General features: G+C 71.6%; 17 protein-coding genes. 7 read left to right on the forward strand and 10 right to left on the reverse strand.

What is annotated here, in order from left to right:
* Window positions 1-114: 114 nt before the first annotated feature.
* Window positions 115-369 (reverse strand): hypothetical protein, encoded by a 255-nt coding sequence (locus tag ACLNEE_RS01345; RefSeq protein WP_412006707.1) that lies wholly within the window; start codon window positions 367-369, stop codon window positions 115-117.
* Between ACLNEE_RS01345 and ACLNEE_RS01350 the strand changes: the two genes are divergently transcribed.
* Together ACLNEE_RS01350 and ACLNEE_RS01355 are read left to right on the forward strand one after the other, a co-directional pair.
* Window positions 286-1,407: a response regulator gene (locus ACLNEE_RS01350; protein ID WP_412006706.1), complete on the forward strand. Its 1,122-nt coding sequence runs from the start codon at window positions 286-288 to the stop codon at window positions 1,405-1,407. The genes ACLNEE_RS01345 and ACLNEE_RS01350 overlap by 84 nt on opposite strands.
* Window positions 1,404-2,057: an HAD family hydrolase gene (locus tag ACLNEE_RS01355; RefSeq protein ID WP_411423072.1), complete on the forward strand. Its 654-nt coding sequence runs from the start codon at window positions 1,404-1,406 to the stop codon at window positions 2,055-2,057. The genes ACLNEE_RS01350 and ACLNEE_RS01355 overlap by 4 nt, the downstream gene beginning before the upstream one ends.
* A gap of 83 nt (window positions 2,058-2,140) precedes the next feature.
* Here the strand turns inward: ACLNEE_RS01355 and sds are convergent, their stop codons facing one another.
* The 5 genes from sds to ACLNEE_RS01380 form a co-directional block, all read right to left on the reverse strand.
* The gene (gene sds / locus ACLNEE_RS01360) at window positions 2,141-3,112 is read right to left on the reverse strand and encodes a solanesyl diphosphate synthase (RefSeq protein WP_411423071.1); all 972 of its coding nucleotides are present in this window, start codon (window positions 3,110-3,112) and stop codon (window positions 2,141-2,143) included.
* A 23-nt stretch (window positions 3,113-3,135) separates the two neighbouring features.
* Window positions 3,136-3,960 carry a glutamate racemase gene (murI, locus tag ACLNEE_RS01365; RefSeq protein ID WP_411423070.1) on the reverse strand — a complete coding sequence of 275 codons (825 nt, stop codon included), beginning with the start codon at window positions 3,958-3,960 and terminating at the stop codon, window positions 3,136-3,138.
* The gene (locus ACLNEE_RS01370; RefSeq protein WP_411423069.1) at window positions 3,960-5,042 is read right to left on the reverse strand and encodes an N-acetylmuramoyl-L-alanine amidase; all 1,083 of its coding nucleotides are present in this window, start codon (window positions 5,040-5,042) and stop codon (window positions 3,960-3,962) included. Before ACLNEE_RS01370 ends, murI begins: the two co-directional genes overlap by 1 nt.
* A gap of 4 nt (window positions 5,043-5,046) precedes the next feature.
* Window positions 5,047-5,865 (reverse strand): carbon-nitrogen hydrolase family protein, encoded by an 819-nt coding sequence (locus ACLNEE_RS01375; RefSeq protein ID WP_411423068.1) that lies wholly within the window; start codon window positions 5,863-5,865, stop codon window positions 5,047-5,049.
* A gap of 61 nt (window positions 5,866-5,926) precedes the next feature.
* Window positions 5,927-6,682, reverse strand: a complete 756-nt coding sequence (locus tag ACLNEE_RS01380) for a 2-phosphosulfolactate phosphatase family protein (protein ID WP_411423086.1) — start codon at window positions 6,680-6,682, stop codon at window positions 5,927-5,929.
* A gap of 117 nt (window positions 6,683-6,799) precedes the next feature.
* Between ACLNEE_RS01380 and ACLNEE_RS01385 the strand changes: the two genes are divergently transcribed.
* The 5 genes from ACLNEE_RS01385 (at window position 6,800) to glmU (ending at window position 12,569) form a co-directional block, all read left to right on the forward strand.
* Window positions 6,800-8,386 carry a UbiD family decarboxylase gene (locus ACLNEE_RS01385; protein WP_411423067.1) on the forward strand — a complete coding sequence of 529 codons (1,587 nt, stop codon included), beginning with the start codon at window positions 6,800-6,802 and terminating at the stop codon, window positions 8,384-8,386.
* Window positions 8,387-8,398: 12 nt separating this feature from the next.
* A complete protein-coding gene (locus ACLNEE_RS01390) occupies window positions 8,399-8,833 on the forward strand; it encodes an Rrf2 family transcriptional regulator (protein ID WP_411423066.1) in 435 nt (144 codons plus the stop codon).
* 82 nt (window positions 8,834-8,915) lie between these two features.
* Window positions 8,916-10,241, forward strand: a complete 1,326-nt coding sequence (gene aroA / locus ACLNEE_RS01395; RefSeq protein WP_411423065.1) for a 3-phosphoshikimate 1-carboxyvinyltransferase — start codon at window positions 8,916-8,918, stop codon at window positions 10,239-10,241.
* Window positions 10,216-11,154, forward strand: a complete 939-nt coding sequence (locus ACLNEE_RS01400) for a tRNA (5-methylaminomethyl-2-thiouridine)(34)-methyltransferase MnmD (RefSeq protein WP_411423064.1) — start codon at window positions 10,216-10,218, stop codon at window positions 11,152-11,154. The genes aroA and ACLNEE_RS01400 overlap by 26 nt, the downstream gene beginning before the upstream one ends.
* Before the next feature lie 26 nt (window positions 11,155-11,180).
* Window positions 11,181-12,569, forward strand: coding sequence for a bifunctional UDP-N-acetylglucosamine diphosphorylase/glucosamine-1-phosphate N-acetyltransferase GlmU (glmU, locus tag ACLNEE_RS01405; protein WP_411423063.1), 1,389 nt, complete (start codon window positions 11,181-11,183; stop codon window positions 12,567-12,569).
* Here glmU and ACLNEE_RS01410 read toward each other — a convergent pair.
* The 4 genes from ACLNEE_RS01410 to ACLNEE_RS01425 all read right to left on the reverse strand — a co-directional run bounded on the left by ACLNEE_RS01410 (window position 12,566) and on the right by ACLNEE_RS01425 (window position 16,956).
* Complete coding sequence (locus ACLNEE_RS01410; protein WP_411423062.1) at window positions 12,566-13,975, reverse strand: UDP-N-acetylmuramoyl-tripeptide--D-alanyl-D-alanine ligase; 1,410 nt, start codon at window positions 13,973-13,975, stop codon at window positions 12,566-12,568. The genes glmU and ACLNEE_RS01410 overlap by 4 nt on opposite strands.
* The gene (locus ACLNEE_RS01415) at window positions 13,975-14,709 is read right to left on the reverse strand and encodes a hypothetical protein (protein ID WP_411423061.1); all 735 of its coding nucleotides are present in this window, start codon (window positions 14,707-14,709) and stop codon (window positions 13,975-13,977) included. The genes ACLNEE_RS01410 and ACLNEE_RS01415 overlap by 1 nt, the downstream gene beginning before the upstream one ends.
* Window positions 14,710-14,718: 9 nt before the next feature.
* Window positions 14,719-16,191, reverse strand: a complete 1,473-nt coding sequence (glgA, locus tag ACLNEE_RS01420) for a glycogen synthase GlgA (RefSeq protein ID WP_411423060.1) — start codon at window positions 16,189-16,191, stop codon at window positions 14,719-14,721.
* Window positions 16,192-16,281: 90 nt separating this feature from the next.
* Window positions 16,282-16,956: a L,D-transpeptidase gene (locus tag ACLNEE_RS01425; RefSeq protein ID WP_411423059.1), complete on the reverse strand. Its 675-nt coding sequence runs from the start codon at window positions 16,954-16,956 to the stop codon at window positions 16,282-16,284.
* Window positions 16,957-16,961: the final 5 nt, after the last annotated feature.

Here is a 16,961-nt window from a genome sequence, read left to right on the forward strand (position 1 = left end):
ATCCAATTCTGGTCACACCTCTTTCCAGGCAGGGCCATCTGGGAGCTGTCTGCCGCACCACCGAGAGCTGTTGTCGAGATCAGCTGGGCAAGCGTCGCTGCATCCAATCCACCATCACTCATCTTCACTTTCAAGGATCAGAGTGCCATTGTGCAGGCTCAGGACAGCCTGATTGAAGCGCGCGATCTGCTTGAGCAGAAGGTGAAGCAACGCACAGAGGAGCTGCAGCAAGCCAGGGACGAAGCCCTTGCCGCGAGCGAAGCGAAGACTCGCTTTCTCGCCAACATGAGCCATGACATCCGAACGCCTCTGAATGCCATCATTGGCATGATCGACCTGCTGAAGGACAGTCATCTCGATGCCGGTCAACGAGAGATGGTCAGCACTGTTCAGTCGAGCGGCAAACACCTCCTCGGGTTGATCAATGACGTGCTGGACATCGCCCAGATCGAGACGGGAGTCGCCTCACTGAACGAGACCAGATTCAACCTCACGACACTTCTCGAGGCCTGCGTGGCCCAGTTTCAACCCGAGGCACGGCGCAAGGGGCTCAACCTCCAGCTGCAGGCACCACCAAAGGATTCGGCCTGGCTGACGGGTGATGACCTGAAGCTCTCCCAGATCATGAACAATCTGGTGGGCAATGCCCTGAAGTACACCGTGGATGGCTCGATCCACATCGCGGTGGAGCTCGCTCCAAGGTCGGATGCCACGGTCGAGGCGACCATCGCGGTGGCCGATACGGGGATGGGGATCGAGGCCGACTTTCTCCCCAAAGTGTTTGAGGAGTTTTCGCGCGTCAGGCCCTCGGAGCGGTCGGTCGAGAGCACCGGCCTCGGGCTGGCCATCTGTGCAAGGCTCTGCAAGACGCTGGGCGGCGCGATCGCTGTGGCCTCCAGGGCGGGCGAGGGAAGCCGCTTCACGGTGCGGATCCCCTTCACCCCCGCCGCTGAAGAGCCCAGGGAGGCCACGGCAGCGCCCCGTGCGTTCAGCGGGGATGGCCAGCTGCGCATCCTGATCGCGGATGACAACCGGGTGAACCAGCGGGTGCTCCAGCTGATGCTCGAGCGGCTCGGGCTTCACGCCGACGTGGCGAACGACGGCCAGGAGGCCGTCGACCGCATCAGCCAGGGGGAGTCCATGGATCTGGTGTTCATGGATCTCGAGATGCCGAGACTGGATGGGCTTGCGGCCACCCGCACGGTTCGGGCCCAGGGCCTGCACCGCCCGTACATCATTGCGCTCACGGCCTACTCGTTTGACTCCCAGCGACGGGACTGCGAGGAGGCCGGCATGAATGACTTTCTGACCAAGCCCCTGCGCAGGGAGGCTCTGACGGCAGCCATCACCCGCTTCGAGGCGTGGCGGCAGGACGGCGCAAGCCAGGGCCAACCGGAGCAGCCATGACCCGGACACCGCAACGCCCCGCCGCCTGCCTGTTCGACCTCGACGGCCTGCTGCTCGACACCGAGCCCCTGCAGGGGCGGGCCTGGCAGGAGGCCGCCCGCCAGTTCGGCGCCGAGCTGAGCCCGGGGCAGTTGCGGGCCTTGCGGGGACGCCGGCGGCTGGACTGTGCGGCGGAGGTGCTCCGGGTGCTGCCCGACGGGATCAGCGTGGAGGACCTGCTGGCGGTGCGGGAGCCGATCGCCGCCAGGCTGCTGCCCCAGGCCCCGGCCATGCCGGGAGCCCGGCACCTGGTGGAACGCTGCCGGGATCTGGCCATCCCCACCGCCCTGGCCACCAGCAGCGCGGCGGCGGCCGTGGCCATCAAGGCGGCCCCCCATCCCTGGCTGGACCTGATCACGCTGCGGGTAATGGGGGATGATCCCGAACTCCTGAAGGGCAAACCGGCCCCGGATATCTTTCAGATCGCCCTGGAACGGCTCGGCGTGGAGGCCCCAGGGGCCTGGGCCTTCGAGGACTCCGTGGCGGGAAGCCAGGCCGCCCACGCGGCGGGGTGCCGGGTGCTCGTGCTGGCCCCGCCGGATGCCGACCGCGCCGCCTATCCCGCCGGCGTGGTGTGGCTGACCTCGCTGCGCGAGATCGACCTGGGCTGAACCCCGGCGGACCTCACCGCCAGTCTCTCGCTGCGCCGTGAAGCCGGCGCTTCGTCGAGGCGGGGCTTCGTGGAGGCAGCCGATCAGTAGAGGCGACTGAGCACGAAGTCGGGCAGTGCCCGCAGCCCACTGCGGGGTTCCGATGGGGGCAGCCACTGCAGGGCCTGGGCGGCCTCGCGGGCGAACTGTTCCGCCAGGGCCCGGGAGCGGGGGATGGCCTCACAGCCCCGCACCAGCTCCAGCGCCTGCTCGAGATCACCGGCCTGGTTGAACTCGCGCTCGATCAGTCCCGCCAGGGCGGGCCGCTCCTGCAGGGCGTAGAGCGCGGGTGCGGTGAGGTATCCGGAAGCCAGGTCGCTGGCGGCGGGCTTGCCGAGCACCTGGTCACTGCCGGTGAAGTCGAGGATGTCATCGACCACCTGGAAGGCGAGCCCGAGCTGGCGACCGAAGCGGTAGAGCTCGTCGAGGTGGGGCCGTTCCAGGCCCGAGAGCACGCCGGCCGCGCGGGCGCTGTTGGCGATCAGGGAGGCCGTCTTGCAGTAGCTCTTCTCGAGGTAGGTCTCGAAGCTCTGGGTGGTGTCGTAGCGGAACAACCCCTGCTTCACCTCGCCGTCCGCCAGATCCATGATCACCCGGCTGAGCAGCTTCACGACCTCGAGGTCATCGAGGTTGGCCAGGTGCCAGCTGGCCTGGGCAAACAGGAAATCCCCGGCCAGGACGGCCACGCGGTGGTTGAAGCGGCTGTGCACCGTGTCCACCCCGCGTCGGGTGGCCGCCTCATCGACGACGTCGTCGTGCACGAGGGAGGCCGTGTGGATCATCTCGGTGATCTCGGCCAGACGGCGATGCCGCGGGCTGAGCTCCCCATCACTGGACACCGCACGGGAGAGCAGCAGCACGATCCCGGGGCGCAGGCGCTTGCCGCCGGCCGCGAACAGATGCTCGGCGGCGGCCTGGAGGATCGGATGGCCGGCGCCGATCAGGCTGCGCAGGTCGGCCAGCAGGGCATCCAGATCAGCCTCCACGGGCTGGAGCAGCTCTGCAACCGTTGCCACATCACCTCCGCCGTGACGCGATCCTAGAAGGCGCAACACTCCGACCGCAGCGCCACATGCTCGACCACGGGCTGGTGGCCCAGCCAGCTCCGGGCCCCGGCCGCGAAGGCCTCCGGGCAGCCGGTCACACACAGGCGTGTGCGACGGCCAATCGGCTCGATGGCCTCGCTGCGCCGCTCCACTTCCGGGGCCTCCCCCAGGCTGCCGAGCAGAGGCCCGAGCCGCTCCACGGTGGCTTCGGCAGGATCCACGAGGGTGATGTGGGCCGGCAGGAGCTCCGTGAGCAGGGGGCGCAGCATCGGGTAGTGGGTGCAGCCCAGCACCACCGTGTCCACACCGGCGGCCAGCAGGGGGGCGATGTAGGCGAGGGCGACCTCCCGCAGCTCGGGGGAGGTGCGATGGCCGGCCTCGATCAGCGGCACGAAGCCCGGACAGGCCACCTCGGTCACCGTCGCTGTCGGGCGGCTGGCGTGGATCGCCCGCCGGTAGGCCCCACTGGAGGCCGTGGCCGGCGTGGCCAGCACCCCGACATGGTCGCTGCCGAGCACGGGCGCCACGCTGTCGATCAGCCCCAGGACGGGCACGCCGGCCTCGGCCACCGCCACATCGAGGGCCAGGGCATTGGAGGTGTTGCAGGCCATGACCAGCACCCCGACGCCCTGTTCCCGCAGCCAGTGCACCACCTCGGCGGCGATGGCGCGGATGTCCTCCGGCGTGCGGGTGCCGTAGGGGACGCGGGCCGTGTCCCCCAGGTACAGGCAGGGGGAATGGGGATACCGCTGGATGAGCTGCCGCAGCACCGTCAGCCCTCCCAGGCCACTGTCGAACAGGCCGACCAGCAGGCTCATCAACGCCCCCCCAGGTACTGGAGCACGCCCGCCGCCAGGGCGAGGGCGAGCCGGCGCCGATGGGCCGGATTGGCCAGACGCGGCGAATCGAGCCCGCCGGTGACGAAGCCCATCTCCACCAGGGCCGAGGGCATCACCGTGCGGCGGATGACGAAGAAGCGCCCCGCCTTGACCCCCCGGTCCGGACTACCGGGCGAGACGGCCAGCATCTGGCCCTGCAGCGAACCGGCCAGGCGGCGGGAGGAGCTGCTGGAGAAGTAGAAGGTCTCGATGCCGTTGACGTCCGGACGGGCCATGCTCAGGGCATTGGCATGGACGCTGACGAACACATCCGCCCCCACCCGGTTGGCGAGGGCGACCCGGGGCGGCAGGTCCACATCCACTTCCGAGGTGCGGGTCATCACCACCTGCACGCCCCGGGCCTGCAGCAGCCGGGCGACCTGCAGCGACACATCGAGCACCACATCGGTCTCGCGCAGGCCGCCGATGCCCACCGCTCCGGGATCCGGCCCGCCGTGCCCCGGATCGATCACCACCTTGAAGCGGTCGCGGGGCACCACCGGCAGCCCATCGGCGGACAGCGGGGCGCCGGAGGTCGGGAATGGGGCGGGAGGGCTGTAGGCCACCGTCGCACTCCCCTCGATGTCGCCCTCGCCGAGGCCCAGCAGCACCGGCCGGCTCAGTCCCCTGAGATCCATGCGCCAGCGGTCGGCCGCGGTGCCGACCAGCCGCAGATCCGCGGGGTTGAGCTCCGTGCCGGGGCGGAATTCGAGCACCAGGCGGGTCGTGTCCGGGGTGGGGCGGCCGATGCGCACTTCGCGCACATCGCCACTCCCCCGGATCGAACGGGTGCGCGAGGGGGCTCCGGGCAGGTCCACCCAGACCCGGGGACCGCGCAGGCGGGTGCCCGCCTCGAAGAAGGCCTGCAGGGACACGTTCGGGCTGGTGCGCAGCTCCAGGGCCCCCTGGCGGGTGATCCGCCAGGCCGCCAGGCTCGAGGCCAGGGCCGGCAGGTCGGCCAGCAGCAGCGCCAGACCCACCAGGCCATGCAGCAGCAGTCGTCGGCGAGGCCTGCGCTCCATCGAATCAGAACAGGGCCGGACGCCGGTGCTGCAGGCTCGGCATCTGGGCCCGCACCCGCTGGACGTGGCTCGTGTCGATGGGAGCCACCGCCAGCCCCGGGGCATCGCCCGCATCGGCCAGCACGGTGCCCCAGGGGTCGATCACCAGGGCGTGGCCATGGCTCTGGCGGCGGCCGTAGTGGAGCCCGGTCTGGGCCGGAGCCACCACGTAGGCGGTGTTCTCGATCGCCCGGGCCTGGAGCAGCACCTGCCAGTGGTCCTTGCCGGTGAAGGCGGTGAAGGCCGCCGGCACCATCAGCACGTCGGCGCTGGCGCCGGCCAGATGGCGGTAGAGCTCCGGGAAGCGCACGTCGTAACAGATCGAGAGACCGATCCGTCCCAGGCCCGGCACCTCCACCACCGGGGGCAGCTCGGTGCCTGGCTGCACGGTGGCGGACTCGCGGTAGGTGTTGCCATCCGGGAGGTCCACGTCGAAGAGGTGGATCTTGTCGTAGCGGGCCAGAAGCTGGCCCTCGGTGCCCACCAGCTCGGCCCGGTTGACCGTGTGGCCCTCCCCACCCGGCACCGGGAAGCCACCGCCGAGCAGGGTGACCTGATAGCGCCGCGCCATGGTCACCAGGAACCTGCTGCAGCGGCCGGCCAGGGCCGGAGCCAGCTCCAGCCGCAGCGCGTCCTCGCCCATGAAGGCGAAGTTCTCGGGCAGACCGACCAGATCGGCACCGCGGCGGGCGGCCAGTTCGATCTGCTCCTCGGCAGCGGCGAAGTTGGCGTCCGGGTCCGGCGTGCTGGTGATCTGCACCGCTGCTGCCAGAAAACTGCTCACCAGTGGCCAAAAAACAACCGGCGAACTGTAGGGGACCTGCCAAGGCCTACCCAGTCCCGACTCAGGCCGCCTTCAGGACCCCCGGCTCGGTCTGCACAGGCACGAGCGTGAGGGTGTCCACGGCGCTGCAGCAGCGGAAGTCGGAGTCGTGGTCGCCGAGGCCGATCAGCCGCTGGCCATGGCTGGCGGCGCGCAGGCATGTCTCCGTGTCGGTGTGCCACTGCTGCCACAGGGCCAGGGCCGCGAGCATCTCGTCGTTGCCGAAGCTCACCCCCCGGTGGGGGGCCACGGCCAGTTCCGTCGCCGCCGAGGCCACCGCACCGGCCGCCAGGCTGTCCTCCAGGGAGTAGTCCCCCTCCCAGCCGCTGCCCACGATCCACACCCGCTCCGCACCTCCCTGCACCAGCCGCCGGGCGACGGCGGTGCGGTTCGGCAGACAGGCGGTGAGCAGCAGCGGCACGGTGCGCACAGCCTGGAGCGAGCGGGTGCCGTTCGTGGTGCTCATGAAGATGCGCTTGCCCTTCACCCGCTCCGGCGTCACGGCCAGGGGGGAGTTGCCCAGGTCGTAGCCCTCCACGCGCTCCCCGCCGCGCTCACCGGCCCGCAGGGTGCGTGCGGCGGGCCAGGCGGCGGCCGCCGCATCCAGGGCGGCCAGGTCGGCGAAGGCCTCGATGGCCTCGGCGCCGTTCTGCAGCGACCAGGCGATCGTCGTGGTGGCCCGAAGCACATCGATGACCACCGCCGCATCGGGACCTCCCTCCTCCGGGGAGCGCACCGCAGGCACACATTCCGAGGTGTGGAAGTAGGAGATCTGCACGGACGCCGCAGCGCTGGGAAGATCAGCGTAGGGAGCGGTTCGGCAGCGGTTCGGCTGCGGTTCCGGCAGCGGTTGGGTGGGCGCCTGCGTCACAGTGGCGCCAGCACGGCAGCCGTGATGTCCCAGTCCGAGGCCCCCACCGCCATGGGCCGCCGCAGCCGCCGCGATCTTCGCGGTTTCCTGGCGTTGCTCGAGGCCCGCGGTCAGCTGCGGCGCGTCCGAGCACCGGTGGACCCCGACCTCGAACTGGCGGCGATCGCCGATCGCGTGCTCAGCAGCGGCGGGCCGGCCCTGCTGTTCGAGAACGTGATCGGCTCGCCGATGCCGGTGGCGATCAACCTGCTCGGCACCCAGGAACGGGTGCTCTGGAGCATGGGCATGGAGCGGCCGGAGGAACTCGAAGCCCTGGGGGAACGGCTGGCGATGCTGCAGCAGCCCCGGCCCCCCAAGGGCCTGCGGGAGGCGACCCGCTTCGGGGGGGTGCTCTGGGACGTGGTGAAGGCCCGCCCGGACCTGGATCTGCTGCCCCCCTGCCACCAGGAGGTGTTCCGCGGCGACAGCGTGAATCTGGACAGCCTGCCGCTACTGCGCCCCTGGCCGGGCGATGCGGGCCGGATCATCACCCTGGGCCTGGTCATCACCAAGGACCCCGAGACCGGCACGCCGAACGTGGGGGTCTACCGGCTGCAGCAGCAGTCGCTGAACACCATGACCGTGCACTGGCTGAGCGTGCGCGGTGGTGCCCGCCACCTGCGCAAGGCGGCCGCCATGGGCAGGAAGCTGGAGATCGCCATCGCCATCGGCGTGCACCCGCTGCTGGTGATGGCGGCCGCCACGCCGATCCCCGTGCAGCTGAGCGAGTGGCTGTTCGCCGGCATCTACGCCGGCGAAGGGGTGCGGCTGGCGAAGTGCAAGAGCGTGAACCTGGAGGTGCCCAGCCACAGTGAGGTGGTGCTGGAGGGCACGATCACCCCCGGCGAGGAGCTGGCCGATGGGCCCTTCGGCGACCACATGGGCTTCTACGGCGGTGTCGAACCCTCGCCCCTGGTGCGCATCCAGTGCGTCACCCAGCGGCGCGACCCGATCTACTTCACCACCTTCAGCGGCCGGCCGCCCAAGGAGGACGCGATGCTCGCCATCGCCCTCAACCGCATCTACACCCCGATCCTGCGGCAGCAGATCCCCGAGATCGTGGATTTCTTCCTGCCGATGGAGGGCCTGAGCTACAAGCTGGCGGTGATCGCCATCGACAAGGCCTACCCGGGCCAGGCGAAGCGGGCGGCGATGGCGTTCTGGACGGCGCTGCCCCAGTTCACGTACACGAAGTTCGTGGTGGTGGTGGACAAGGCCATCAACATCCGTGATCCGCGCCAGGTGATCTGGGCGATCAGTGCCCTGGTGGATCCCCAGCGGGATCTGTTCGTGCTGCCGGACACCCCGTTCGACAGCCTGGACTTCGCCAGCGAGCGCCTGGGCCTCGGCGGGCGGCTGGCCATCGACGCCACCACCAAGCTCGGCCCCGAGAAGCGCCATCCCTGGGGCGAGCCCCTGGCCAGGTCGGCCGAACTGGAGGCCCGCCTGGATGCCCGCTGGGCCGAGCTGGGCCTGGCGGACCTCGACAGCGGCAGCCCCGACCCCGCCCTGTTCGGGTACACCCTGGAGCACGTGCTGGAACGCCTGAGCCAGGCCTCGGCGCGCCCCTGAGCGACGGGCGCGATGCTGCAGAAGAGCACCACCGATGCCCTCAAGGCCCTGCTGGAGCTGGCCGGTGCCCCCCAGCAGTGGCGCTCCACCCGGGAGCTGGCCCTGGCCCAGCAGCTGCCGGAACCGCGCCTGGAGCAGCTGCTGCTGCGGCTGCGCCGGGCCGGGGCGCTCGAGGCCAGGCGGGGGCGGCTGGGGGGCTACCGGCTCGCCCGCACCCCCCGGCAGATCCGGGTGGCCGAGGTGATGGCGGCGGTGGAGGGGCCCGCAGCACCATCGCCACCCCCGCCGGCGCCCTCCGCGGCCGATCAGGTGACCCGGGCCCTGGAGCAGCGGCTGCAGCGCTCGATCCGCCAGACCCTGGAGGAGCTGAGCCTGGAGGACCTGCTCTACGACCTGCGCAGCGCCGAGGCCTGCCGCGACGGTGACACCGGGCTGCTGCTGGGCTAGCGGCGCAGGTCCTGCCGGTTGTTCTCCTCCCGGCGCGATCCATAGGATCGACCGACTGGGAGACGTCCCCTTGGTTTCGCCCATGGTTTCGAACAGCGCCCCGTCCACCCCGCGCCTCCTGCCGTCCGGGGGAACCCTGCGGGGCACGGTGCGGGTGCCCGGGGACAAGTCGATTTCCCATCGGGCGCTGCTGTTCGGCGCCATCGCGGAAGGGGAGACCCGGATCGAAGGCCTGCTGCCGGCGGAAGATCCGCTCAGCACCGCCGCCTGTCTGCGGGCCATGGGGGTCGGCGTGTCGGCGATCGAGGTCGGCCGCACCGTGACCGTGCAGGGGGTGGGACTCGATGGGCTCAGCGAGCCGGGGGATGTGCTGGACTGCGGCAACTCCGGCACGACCATGCGGCTGATGCTGGGGCTGCTGGCGGGGCGGAGCGGCCGCCACTTCGTGCTCAGCGGCGACCGCTCGCTGCGGGGACGGCCGATGCGGCGGGTCGGAGCCCCGCTCGGGGAGATGGGTGCCCAGATCCACGGGCGCAAGGGCGGCAACTTCGCGCCCCTGGCGGTGCTGGGCCAGCCGCTGCGCGGCGCCACGATCCACACCCCGGTGGCCTCCGCCCAGGTCAAGAGCGCCATCCTGCTGGCGGCCCTCACCGCCAACGGCGAAACCACGGTGATCGAGCCGGCCCAGAGCCGCGACCACAGCGAGCGGATGCTGAAGGCCTTCGGGGCCGATCTGGAGGTGCAGGGGGAGGAGCGCAACCGCGTGTGGGTGCGCCCCGGGTCGCGGCTCAGCGGCCAGAGCGTGGTGGTGCCGGGGGACATCAGTTCCGCCGCCTTCTGGCTGGTGGCCGCCGCGATCACCCCCGGGGCCGAGCTGACCGTGGAGAACGTGGGGCTCAACCCCAGCCGCACCGGCATTCTCGAGGTGCTGGAGCAGATGGGGGCGGCGGTGAGCGTTCACAACCGGCGGGATGTGGCGGGAGAGCCGGTGGGGGATCTGCAGGTCCGCCACGGCCCCCTGCGCGCCTTCGAGATCGGCGGGGATCTGATTCCGCGCCTGGTGGATGAGATCCCGGTGCTGGCGGTGGCCGCCTGCTGCGCCGAGGGCACCAGCCGCATCCGCGATGCCGCCGAGCTGCGGGTGAAGGAGACGGACCGGCTCACGGTGATGGCCCGCCAGCTGGGGGCCATGGGTGCCCGCATCACCGAATACGACGACGGCATGGCCGTCAGCGGTGGCGTGGAGCTGCATGGGGCCGAACTGGACAGCGAGACCGACCACCGCGTGGCGATGAGCCTGGCGGTGGCGGCCCGGATCGCGCGGGGGGACAGCACCCTGCACCGGCCGGAGGCGGCGGCGGTCTCCTACCCCGGCTTCTGGGATGACCTCCAGCAGCTCGGCACTTGAGCCCCAGGCCGGCGCCGACGGCAGTTTCAGCCTCTACAGCAGCGGCTTTGGCGAGGGATTCCACAGCCCGCGCGGGGCCCGCACCGAGGCCCGCACCACCTTCGTGGAGCCCGCCGAGCTGGCGGCCCATCCCGCGCCACTGCTGACGGTCGTGGATGTCTGCTTCGGGCTGGGCTACAACAGCGCCGCCCTGCTGGAGGCGCTGCCGCCGGCCGGCCTGAGCCTGGACTGGTGGGGTCTGGAGCTGGATCGGCGGCCGCTGGAGCTGGCCCTGGCCCAGCCCGCCTTCCGCCGCCAGTGGTCGGCGCCGGTGCTGAGGGTGCTGGAGCAGCTGCGCAGCGGGTCCGGCTGGGAGGGCCCCCAGGGGCATGGGCGGATGCTCTGGGGGGAGGCGCGGCGCCACCTGGCCGAGGTGGAGCAGGCCCGCAGCGGTCGCTGCCACCTGCTGTTCATGGATGCCTTCTCCCCCCGGCACTGCCCCGAGCTGTGGACCGCGGAGTTCCTGCAGCGCCTGGCACGGCTGCTGGCGCCGCAGGGGCGGCTGATCACCTACTGCTCGGCCGCCGCCGTGCGGAACGCCCTGGCACAGGCGGGCCTGCATCTGGCCGCCATCCGCGCCCCTGCGCAACCGGAGGGGGCCGGCGGACGGGCGTGGAGCCAGGGCACGGTCGCCAGCCCATCGCCCCTGCCGTCCTCACGGCGGCTGCGTCCCCTCTCGGCCATGGAGCGGGAACACCTGCAGACCCGGGCCGCCGAGCCCTACCGCGACCCGAGCCAGGCGGCCAGCGCCGCTGAGATCCTGGCGAGCCGCGAGCGGGCCCAGGCGCGCAGCGGCGCCCCCTCCACGGGAAGCTGGCGCCGGCGATGGGGCCTGGAGCACCGCCGCGTCGATGGCCCAGGCCACGCCACGTAGATTCCGCCCCAGCCGCCGCTCCGCCCATGCTCGCCGTTGCCGTGTTGGCCGCCGGGAAGGGCACGCGCATGAGGAGCGATCTTCCCAAGGTGCTCCAACCTCTGGCGGGCAGCACCCTGGTGGAGCGGGTGCTGGCCGGCTGCCGCCACCTCGAGCCCGAGCGCCAGCTGCTGATCGTCGGTCACCAGGCGGAGCGGGTCCAGGCGTCGCTGGCCGCCTGGGACGAGCTGGAGTACGTGCTCCAGCAACCCCAGAACGGCACGGGACACGCCGTGCAGCAACTGCTGGAGCCGCTTCGGGACTTCAGCGGGGAGCTGCTGGTGCTGAACGGCGATGTGCCCCTGCTGCGGCCCGAGACCCTGGAGCGGCTGCTGCGCCTGCACCGTGAGCGCGCTGCGGCCGTGACCCTGCTCACCGCCCGGATGGAGGACCCCAGCGGCTACGGGCGGGTGTTCGCCGACGCCGACGGGTCGGTCAGCGCGATCGTCGAGCACCGGGACTGCTCGGAGGAGCAGCGCCGCAACCCCCTGATCAACGCGGGGATCTACTGCTTCGACTGGCAGCGCCTGGCGGCGGTGCTGCCGAGGCTCTCGACGGACAACGACCAGGGGGAGCTCTACCTGACCGACACCGTGGCGATGCTCAGCCCGGCCATGCACCTGGAGGTTGCCGACGGCGAGGAGATCCACGGGATCAACGACCGGCTGCAGCTGGCCCACTGCGAGGCGGTGCTGCAGGAGCGCCTGCGGCGCCACTGGATGGCGGAGGGGGTGACCTTCGTCGATCCCGGCAGCTGCACCCTCAGTGAAGGCACCCGTTTCGGCCGCGACGTGATCGTCGAGCCCCAGTGCCACTTCCGCGGCAGTGCCGAGATCGGCAGCGGCTGCCGCATCGGGCCGGGCACGCTGATCGAGGACGCCCGGCTGGGGGATGGCGTGCAGGTGCTGTACGCGGTGGTCCGGGATGCCGAGGTGGGGCCGGACTGCTCGGTGGGGCCCTTTGCCCAGATCCGTCCGGGATCGCGCCTGGCGGCCCAGTGCCACGTGGGCAACTTCGTCGAGGTGAAGAACAGCAGCCTCGCCAGCGGGGTGAAGGTCAACCATCTCAGCTACATCGGTGATGCCGACCTGGGCGAGCGGGTCAACGTGGGCGCGGGAACGATCACCGCCAACTACGACGGCGTGCGCAAGCACCGCACCGTGATCGGGGCCGGCAGCAAGACCGGGGCGAACTCGGTGCTGGTCGCGCCGATCCAGCTGGGGGAGAACGTGACGGTGGGTGCCGGCTCCACCCTCACCCGCAACGTGCCGGCGGGTGCGCTGGCCCTGGGTCGGGCCCGGCAGCTGGTGAAGGAGAACTGGTCGGGACCCCAGAACGGCCGCCCGGAGACCCCTGCCCCCCCGCCGGCCCCCTAGAGCGCCCCCACCGCCGAGGTCGGCAGCAGGGGGATCAGCCGCTCCAGGGCAACCCCACGGCTCGCCTTCAGCAGCACCGTGTCCCCCGGGGCCAGCCAGCCCCGCAGCACGGCGGCGGCCTGCTCGGGCGTCGCGACCCGGGCCAGGCGGGCCATGCCGGCGGCGGCCTGCTCCATTGCCGCGCCCTCGGCGCCGGCATCGACGATCACCAGCCCGTCGAGAGCCAGCTCGCCGGCCCGCTGCGCCACGCCCCGGTGGAGCTCGAGGCTCTGCTCGCCAAGCTCGAGCATGGTGCCGAGCACGGCGAAGCGTCGGCCCCCGTTCTGGCGGGCCAGCAGGTCGAGCGAGGCGAGCACCGCCTCGGGGGAGGCGTTGTAGGTCTCATCGAGCAGCCGCACGCCACCACAGTCGAGCCGGCGGCTGCGGCCTCCCGGCAGCTCCACCTGCAGCTGCCGCAGGGCGGTGAGCTCCACCCCCAGCTCGCGCGCCACGGCCAGGGCGAGCATCAGGTTGCGGGCGTGGTGGCGGCCCTCGAGGGGGAGCTCCAGCTCCTCCCCATCCACGACCAGGGTGTGGTTCGTCTCATCGAGCGCGCCAAGCCAGTCCGCCTGGTGGGCGGCGGGCTCGTCAGCCAGGGCGATCCGCACCACGCGCCCCGCCCAGCCACCGGCCAGCGCCCCATCCAGGAGCGGATCGCCGGCCGGAATGACGACCACCCCGTCGGGCGCCAGGGAGCGGGTGATCTCGCACTTGGCCTGGGCGATCGCCTCGCGGCTGCCCAGCCGGCCGATATGGGCGGTGCCGATGTTGGTGATCACGGCCACGTCCGGCCCGGCGCAGCTGCTGAGCCGCTCGATCTCGCCCAGCCCGCGCATCCCCATCTCCACCACCACGGCGCGATGCTCGCGGCCGGCCTGCAGCAGGGTAAGCGGCACCCCTACGTCGTTGTTCTCGTTCCCCCGCGAGGCCAGCACGGGGCCCAGCGACGCCAGCGCCACGCGGATGAGCTCCCGGGTGGTGGTCTTGCCGGCCGAACCGGTCACCGCGACCACCGCCGCCTCCAGCTGCCGGCGCCAGAGCGTGGCCAGCTGCTGGTAGGCCAGCAGGGTGTCGGCCACGACCCAGACGCTGCAACCGCAGCGGCCGGCCTGATCCAGCAGCGCCTCGAGCCGGCCGGGTGCGAGCCGCTCCGCCTGCAGCACCACGGCACGGCTGCCGGCGGCGATGGCATCGGCCAGGAAGGCATGGCCATCGAAGCGCTCGCCCACCAGCGGCAGAAACAGGCCTCCGGCCACGGGGCGGCGGCTGTCGGTGCCGATGGCGGCGAGGGGCGGATCCGACGCCGCGATGCCGGCCCCCAGCGGTTCACCCCAGAGCGGCTGCAACTGGCTGAGATGAAGGGGCATCAGGGCGCTGGCGGTGGCGTCAGCAGGATCATGCCTGAACCCACCCGGGCGGAGCGGGCCAGGGGGCGACCCTGCTCATCCACCAGCTCGAGCCTTTCGTAGCCGAGGCCGCGGGCGCGCTCGAGCCAGCGCTCAGCCCGGCGCTGCTGGTCGGCGGGCGGCAGCTCCGCGAAGCCGGAGCCCAGCACCAGCTGCAGACGGGCGCGGTCCGGCTCGGGGGCCCCACGGCGGATCAGGCCGCTCGGGGCCTCGGGCTCCAGCCCCTCGAGGAGCGGATCGGCTATGGGCTCGGGCTGGACCGGATCGGGCTGGGCAGCTTCGGGCCTGGTCGGCGGGGGCGAGGTCGGAGCTGGCGGTGCGGGGAGGGGCGCGACAGGAAGGGGGCCTGGGGGCTGGACCGCTGGAGCCGGCGCAGGGCCGGAAGCGGCAGCGGGGGGAGCCTGCGGATCCGGCCAGGCGAGCCGCAGCAGACCTGCGGCCAGCAGCAGCACCAGCGCCAGGACCAGGGGCCAGAACCAGCTGGCGAAGGAGCCGGGCCAGAAGGCCGGCAGCGGCAGGTCACCCTGGCGGTTGCGGCGCCCGAGCTCCTGCAGCTTCAGACGGGTGCTGGCCAGCACCGCCTCCAGGTCGCGCCGGAGCAGGGACCAGGGATCGACCCAGGGGGCGGGCAGCTCGGTGCTCTGCTCCGCAACCCTGGGCTCCGGGCCTTCGCGGAGCCCCCCGGGGTCAGCCACCGGCGGGCCTCAGCGTCGCTTGAGCAGAGCGGCCAGGCCGCGACGGCTGGGATCGGCATCCTGCCCCTGGGAGAACTGCTCCACCTCCTCGGCCGTCGGGGTGGGTTCCTTCACCCCGCAGACATCGCGGTACATCGCGTCGTACTCCAGGGCCGAGCGGGCCCAGCTGAAGTCCATCGTCATGCCCCGGCGCTGCAGCTCCTGCCAGCTCGCCTGGTTGCGGTAGGCCTCCCAGGAGCGCACGATCCCGGTGTAGAAGTCGATCGGCTCGTAGCGGTCGAAGCCGTAACCCGTGCCCGTGCCCATCAGCGGGTCGTTGGGGGGGACGGTGTCCACCAGCCCGCCGACCCGCCGAACCACCGGCACCGAGCCGTAGCGCATCGCCAGCATCTGGCTGATGCCGCAGGGTTCGAAGCGGCTCGGCATCAGGAAGGCGTCACTGCCCCCGTAGATCAGGCGGGAGAGGGCATCGTCGTAGGTGAGAAACACCGCAAAACGTCCCGGGTGGCGCGCCGCCATCTGCCACAGCCCCGATTCGTAGGTCCGGTCGCCCGTGCCGAGCACCACGATCTGGCTGTCGGTGTAGGCCAGCACCCGATCGGCCACCTGCAGCAGCAGATCGACGCCCTTCTGGTCCACCAGGCGGCTCACCAACCCCATCAGGTAGGTGCGGGGATTGGGGGTGAGGCCGAACCGTTCCTGCAGGGCCTGCTTGTTGCCGGCCCGGGGGGCCAGATCATCGGCGGTGAAGCGGGCCGGCAGGCAGGGGTCGGTGGAGGGGTTCCAGTCCTCGGTGTCGATGCCGTTGAGGATGCCGCGCAGCTTGCCGCTGATGAAGTTCAGCAGGCCCTCGAGCTGCTCGCCGTACTGGGGCGTGCGGATCTCCATCGCGTAGGTGGGCGACACCGCGTTGACCCGATCGGCGTAGAGGAGGGCCGCCGCCATGGTGTGGTCCCCCTGCATGTACCAGGGGCACCAGGTGATGCGGTCGAGCTTCCAGCGCCAGGGGCCCTGGTACTTGAGGTTGTGGATGGTGAAGACCGTGCTGATCTCCGGGTCCTGATGCATCCACACCGGCAGCATGCCGGTGTGCCAGTCGTGGCAGTGCAGCACCTGGGGCTTCCAGTGGTGCCAGCAGAATTCCGCCGTGGCGCTGGCGAAGAAGGTGAACCGCCAGTCCTCGTCGTCGCCGCCGTAGATCCGTTCCTGGTCGAACACCGGATGGCCGATCAGGTACAGGGGAAGGCCGGAGGTCGGGTGGCGGGCCTCGAAGACGGCGAAATCGTTGCCCATCGTGTGGCCGCGCCAGACCGGATCGGCCGGGATCGTCAGCCGTGACCAGAGCCGGCCGTAGCCGGGCATCACGATCCGCACGTCATGGCCGAGCTGGGCCAGGGCAGGGGGAAGGGAGCCCACCACATCCCCCATCCCACCCACCTTGATCAGGGGGGCGCACTCGGCAGCAGCAAACAAGACGCGCATCCAGGCCGCCCAGAGGTGGGCGCAACTTTAGGGGTGGGCTTCAGGACTGACTTCCAGCGATGGACGCCGAGCTGGCATCCAGGCCGCTCCTCAGGGCAGCACCGTGACCGGCGTCCCCATCTGCACGAGGGCGAACAGCTCCCGCACGTGCTCGTCGAAGAGGCGCACGCAGCCGTGGGAGGCCGCCTGACCCACCGTCTCCCGGTTGGGGGTGCCGTGGAAGCCGGCGCTGACGCAGCCCTCCACCACCAGGTTCTCGCGACCGTTGAAGCCCCTGCGGCCCTGGCAATCCCGGTGGAAGCCGATCCAGCGACTGCCCAGGGGGTTGGCCGGCCCGGGCTGCACCCGCTGGCCGGTCGCCGGGTGCTCCCAGACCGGATTCGCCACCAGCTCGATCACCTGGAAGCGGCCCACCGGTGTCTCCCAGCCTGGACGCCCCACCGCGACCGGGAAGCGGCGCAGCTCACGTCCGCCCTCCAGCACCAGCAGGTGACGGCGGCGCCGATCCAGCACCAGCTCCCGCTGGCCCACGGTGGCGGGCCGGGATGGCACGGGGGCGGTGGTCAGGCTGGTCGTGGAGAAGCTGGCCGTGGGCAGAGCCGTGGTGGAGGGGACCCGGGGCCCGGGGGCCCCCAGCTCAGCGGAGAGCGCCCTGCCCGGCAGCACTGCCGCACCGGCCAGGGCGGTGGCGATCAGCAGGCCAAGGGACCTGCCCAGGGGCGCCTGCTGCCGTCTCTCCACCGTGGCCGGACATCTGCGTCTCAAGGCCC

It is taken from the genome of Aphanothece stagnina RSMan2012, assembly GCF_046764815.1.
GTDB lineage: Bacteria > Cyanobacteriota > Cyanobacteriia > PCC-6307 > Cyanobiaceae > NIES-981.

Bases quoted from the DNA above. Each gene is read 5' to 3' on its own strand.
- ACLNEE_RS01350 (WP_412006706.1), top strand. From the start codon at position 286: ATGAGCCATGACATCCGAACGCCTCTGAATGCCATCATTGGCATGATC.
- ACLNEE_RS01355 (WP_411423072.1), top strand. From the start codon at position 1,404: ATGACCCGGACACCGCAACGCCCCGCCGCCTGCCTGTTCGACCTCGAC.
- murI (WP_411423070.1), bottom strand. From the start codon at position 3,960: ATGAGCCTGCTGGTCGGCCTGTTCGACAGTGGCCTGGGAGGGCTGACG.
- ACLNEE_RS01370 (WP_411423069.1), bottom strand. From the start codon at position 5,042: ATGGAGCGCAGGCCTCGCCGACGACTGCTGCTGCATGGCCTGGTGGGT.
- ACLNEE_RS01385 (WP_411423067.1), top strand. From the start codon at position 6,800: ATGTCCCAGTCCGAGGCCCCCACCGCCATGGGCCGCCGCAGCCGCCGC.
- ACLNEE_RS01390 (WP_411423066.1), top strand. From the start codon at position 8,399: ATGCTGCAGAAGAGCACCACCGATGCCCTCAAGGCCCTGCTGGAGCTG.
- aroA (WP_411423065.1), top strand. From the start codon at position 8,916: ATGGTTTCGAACAGCGCCCCGTCCACCCCGCGCCTCCTGCCGTCCGGG.
- ACLNEE_RS01400 (WP_411423064.1), top strand. From the start codon at position 10,216: ATGACCTCCAGCAGCTCGGCACTTGAGCCCCAGGCCGGCGCCGACGGC.
- glmU (WP_411423063.1), top strand. From the start codon at position 11,181: ATGCTCGCCGTTGCCGTGTTGGCCGCCGGGAAGGGCACGCGCATGAGG.
- ACLNEE_RS01410 (WP_411423062.1), bottom strand. From the start codon at position 13,975: ATGCCCCTTCATCTCAGCCAGTTGCAGCCGCTCTGGGGTGAACCGCTG.
- glgA (WP_411423060.1), bottom strand. From the start codon at position 16,191: ATGCGCGTCTTGTTTGCTGCTGCCGAGTGCGCCCCCCTGATCAAGGTG.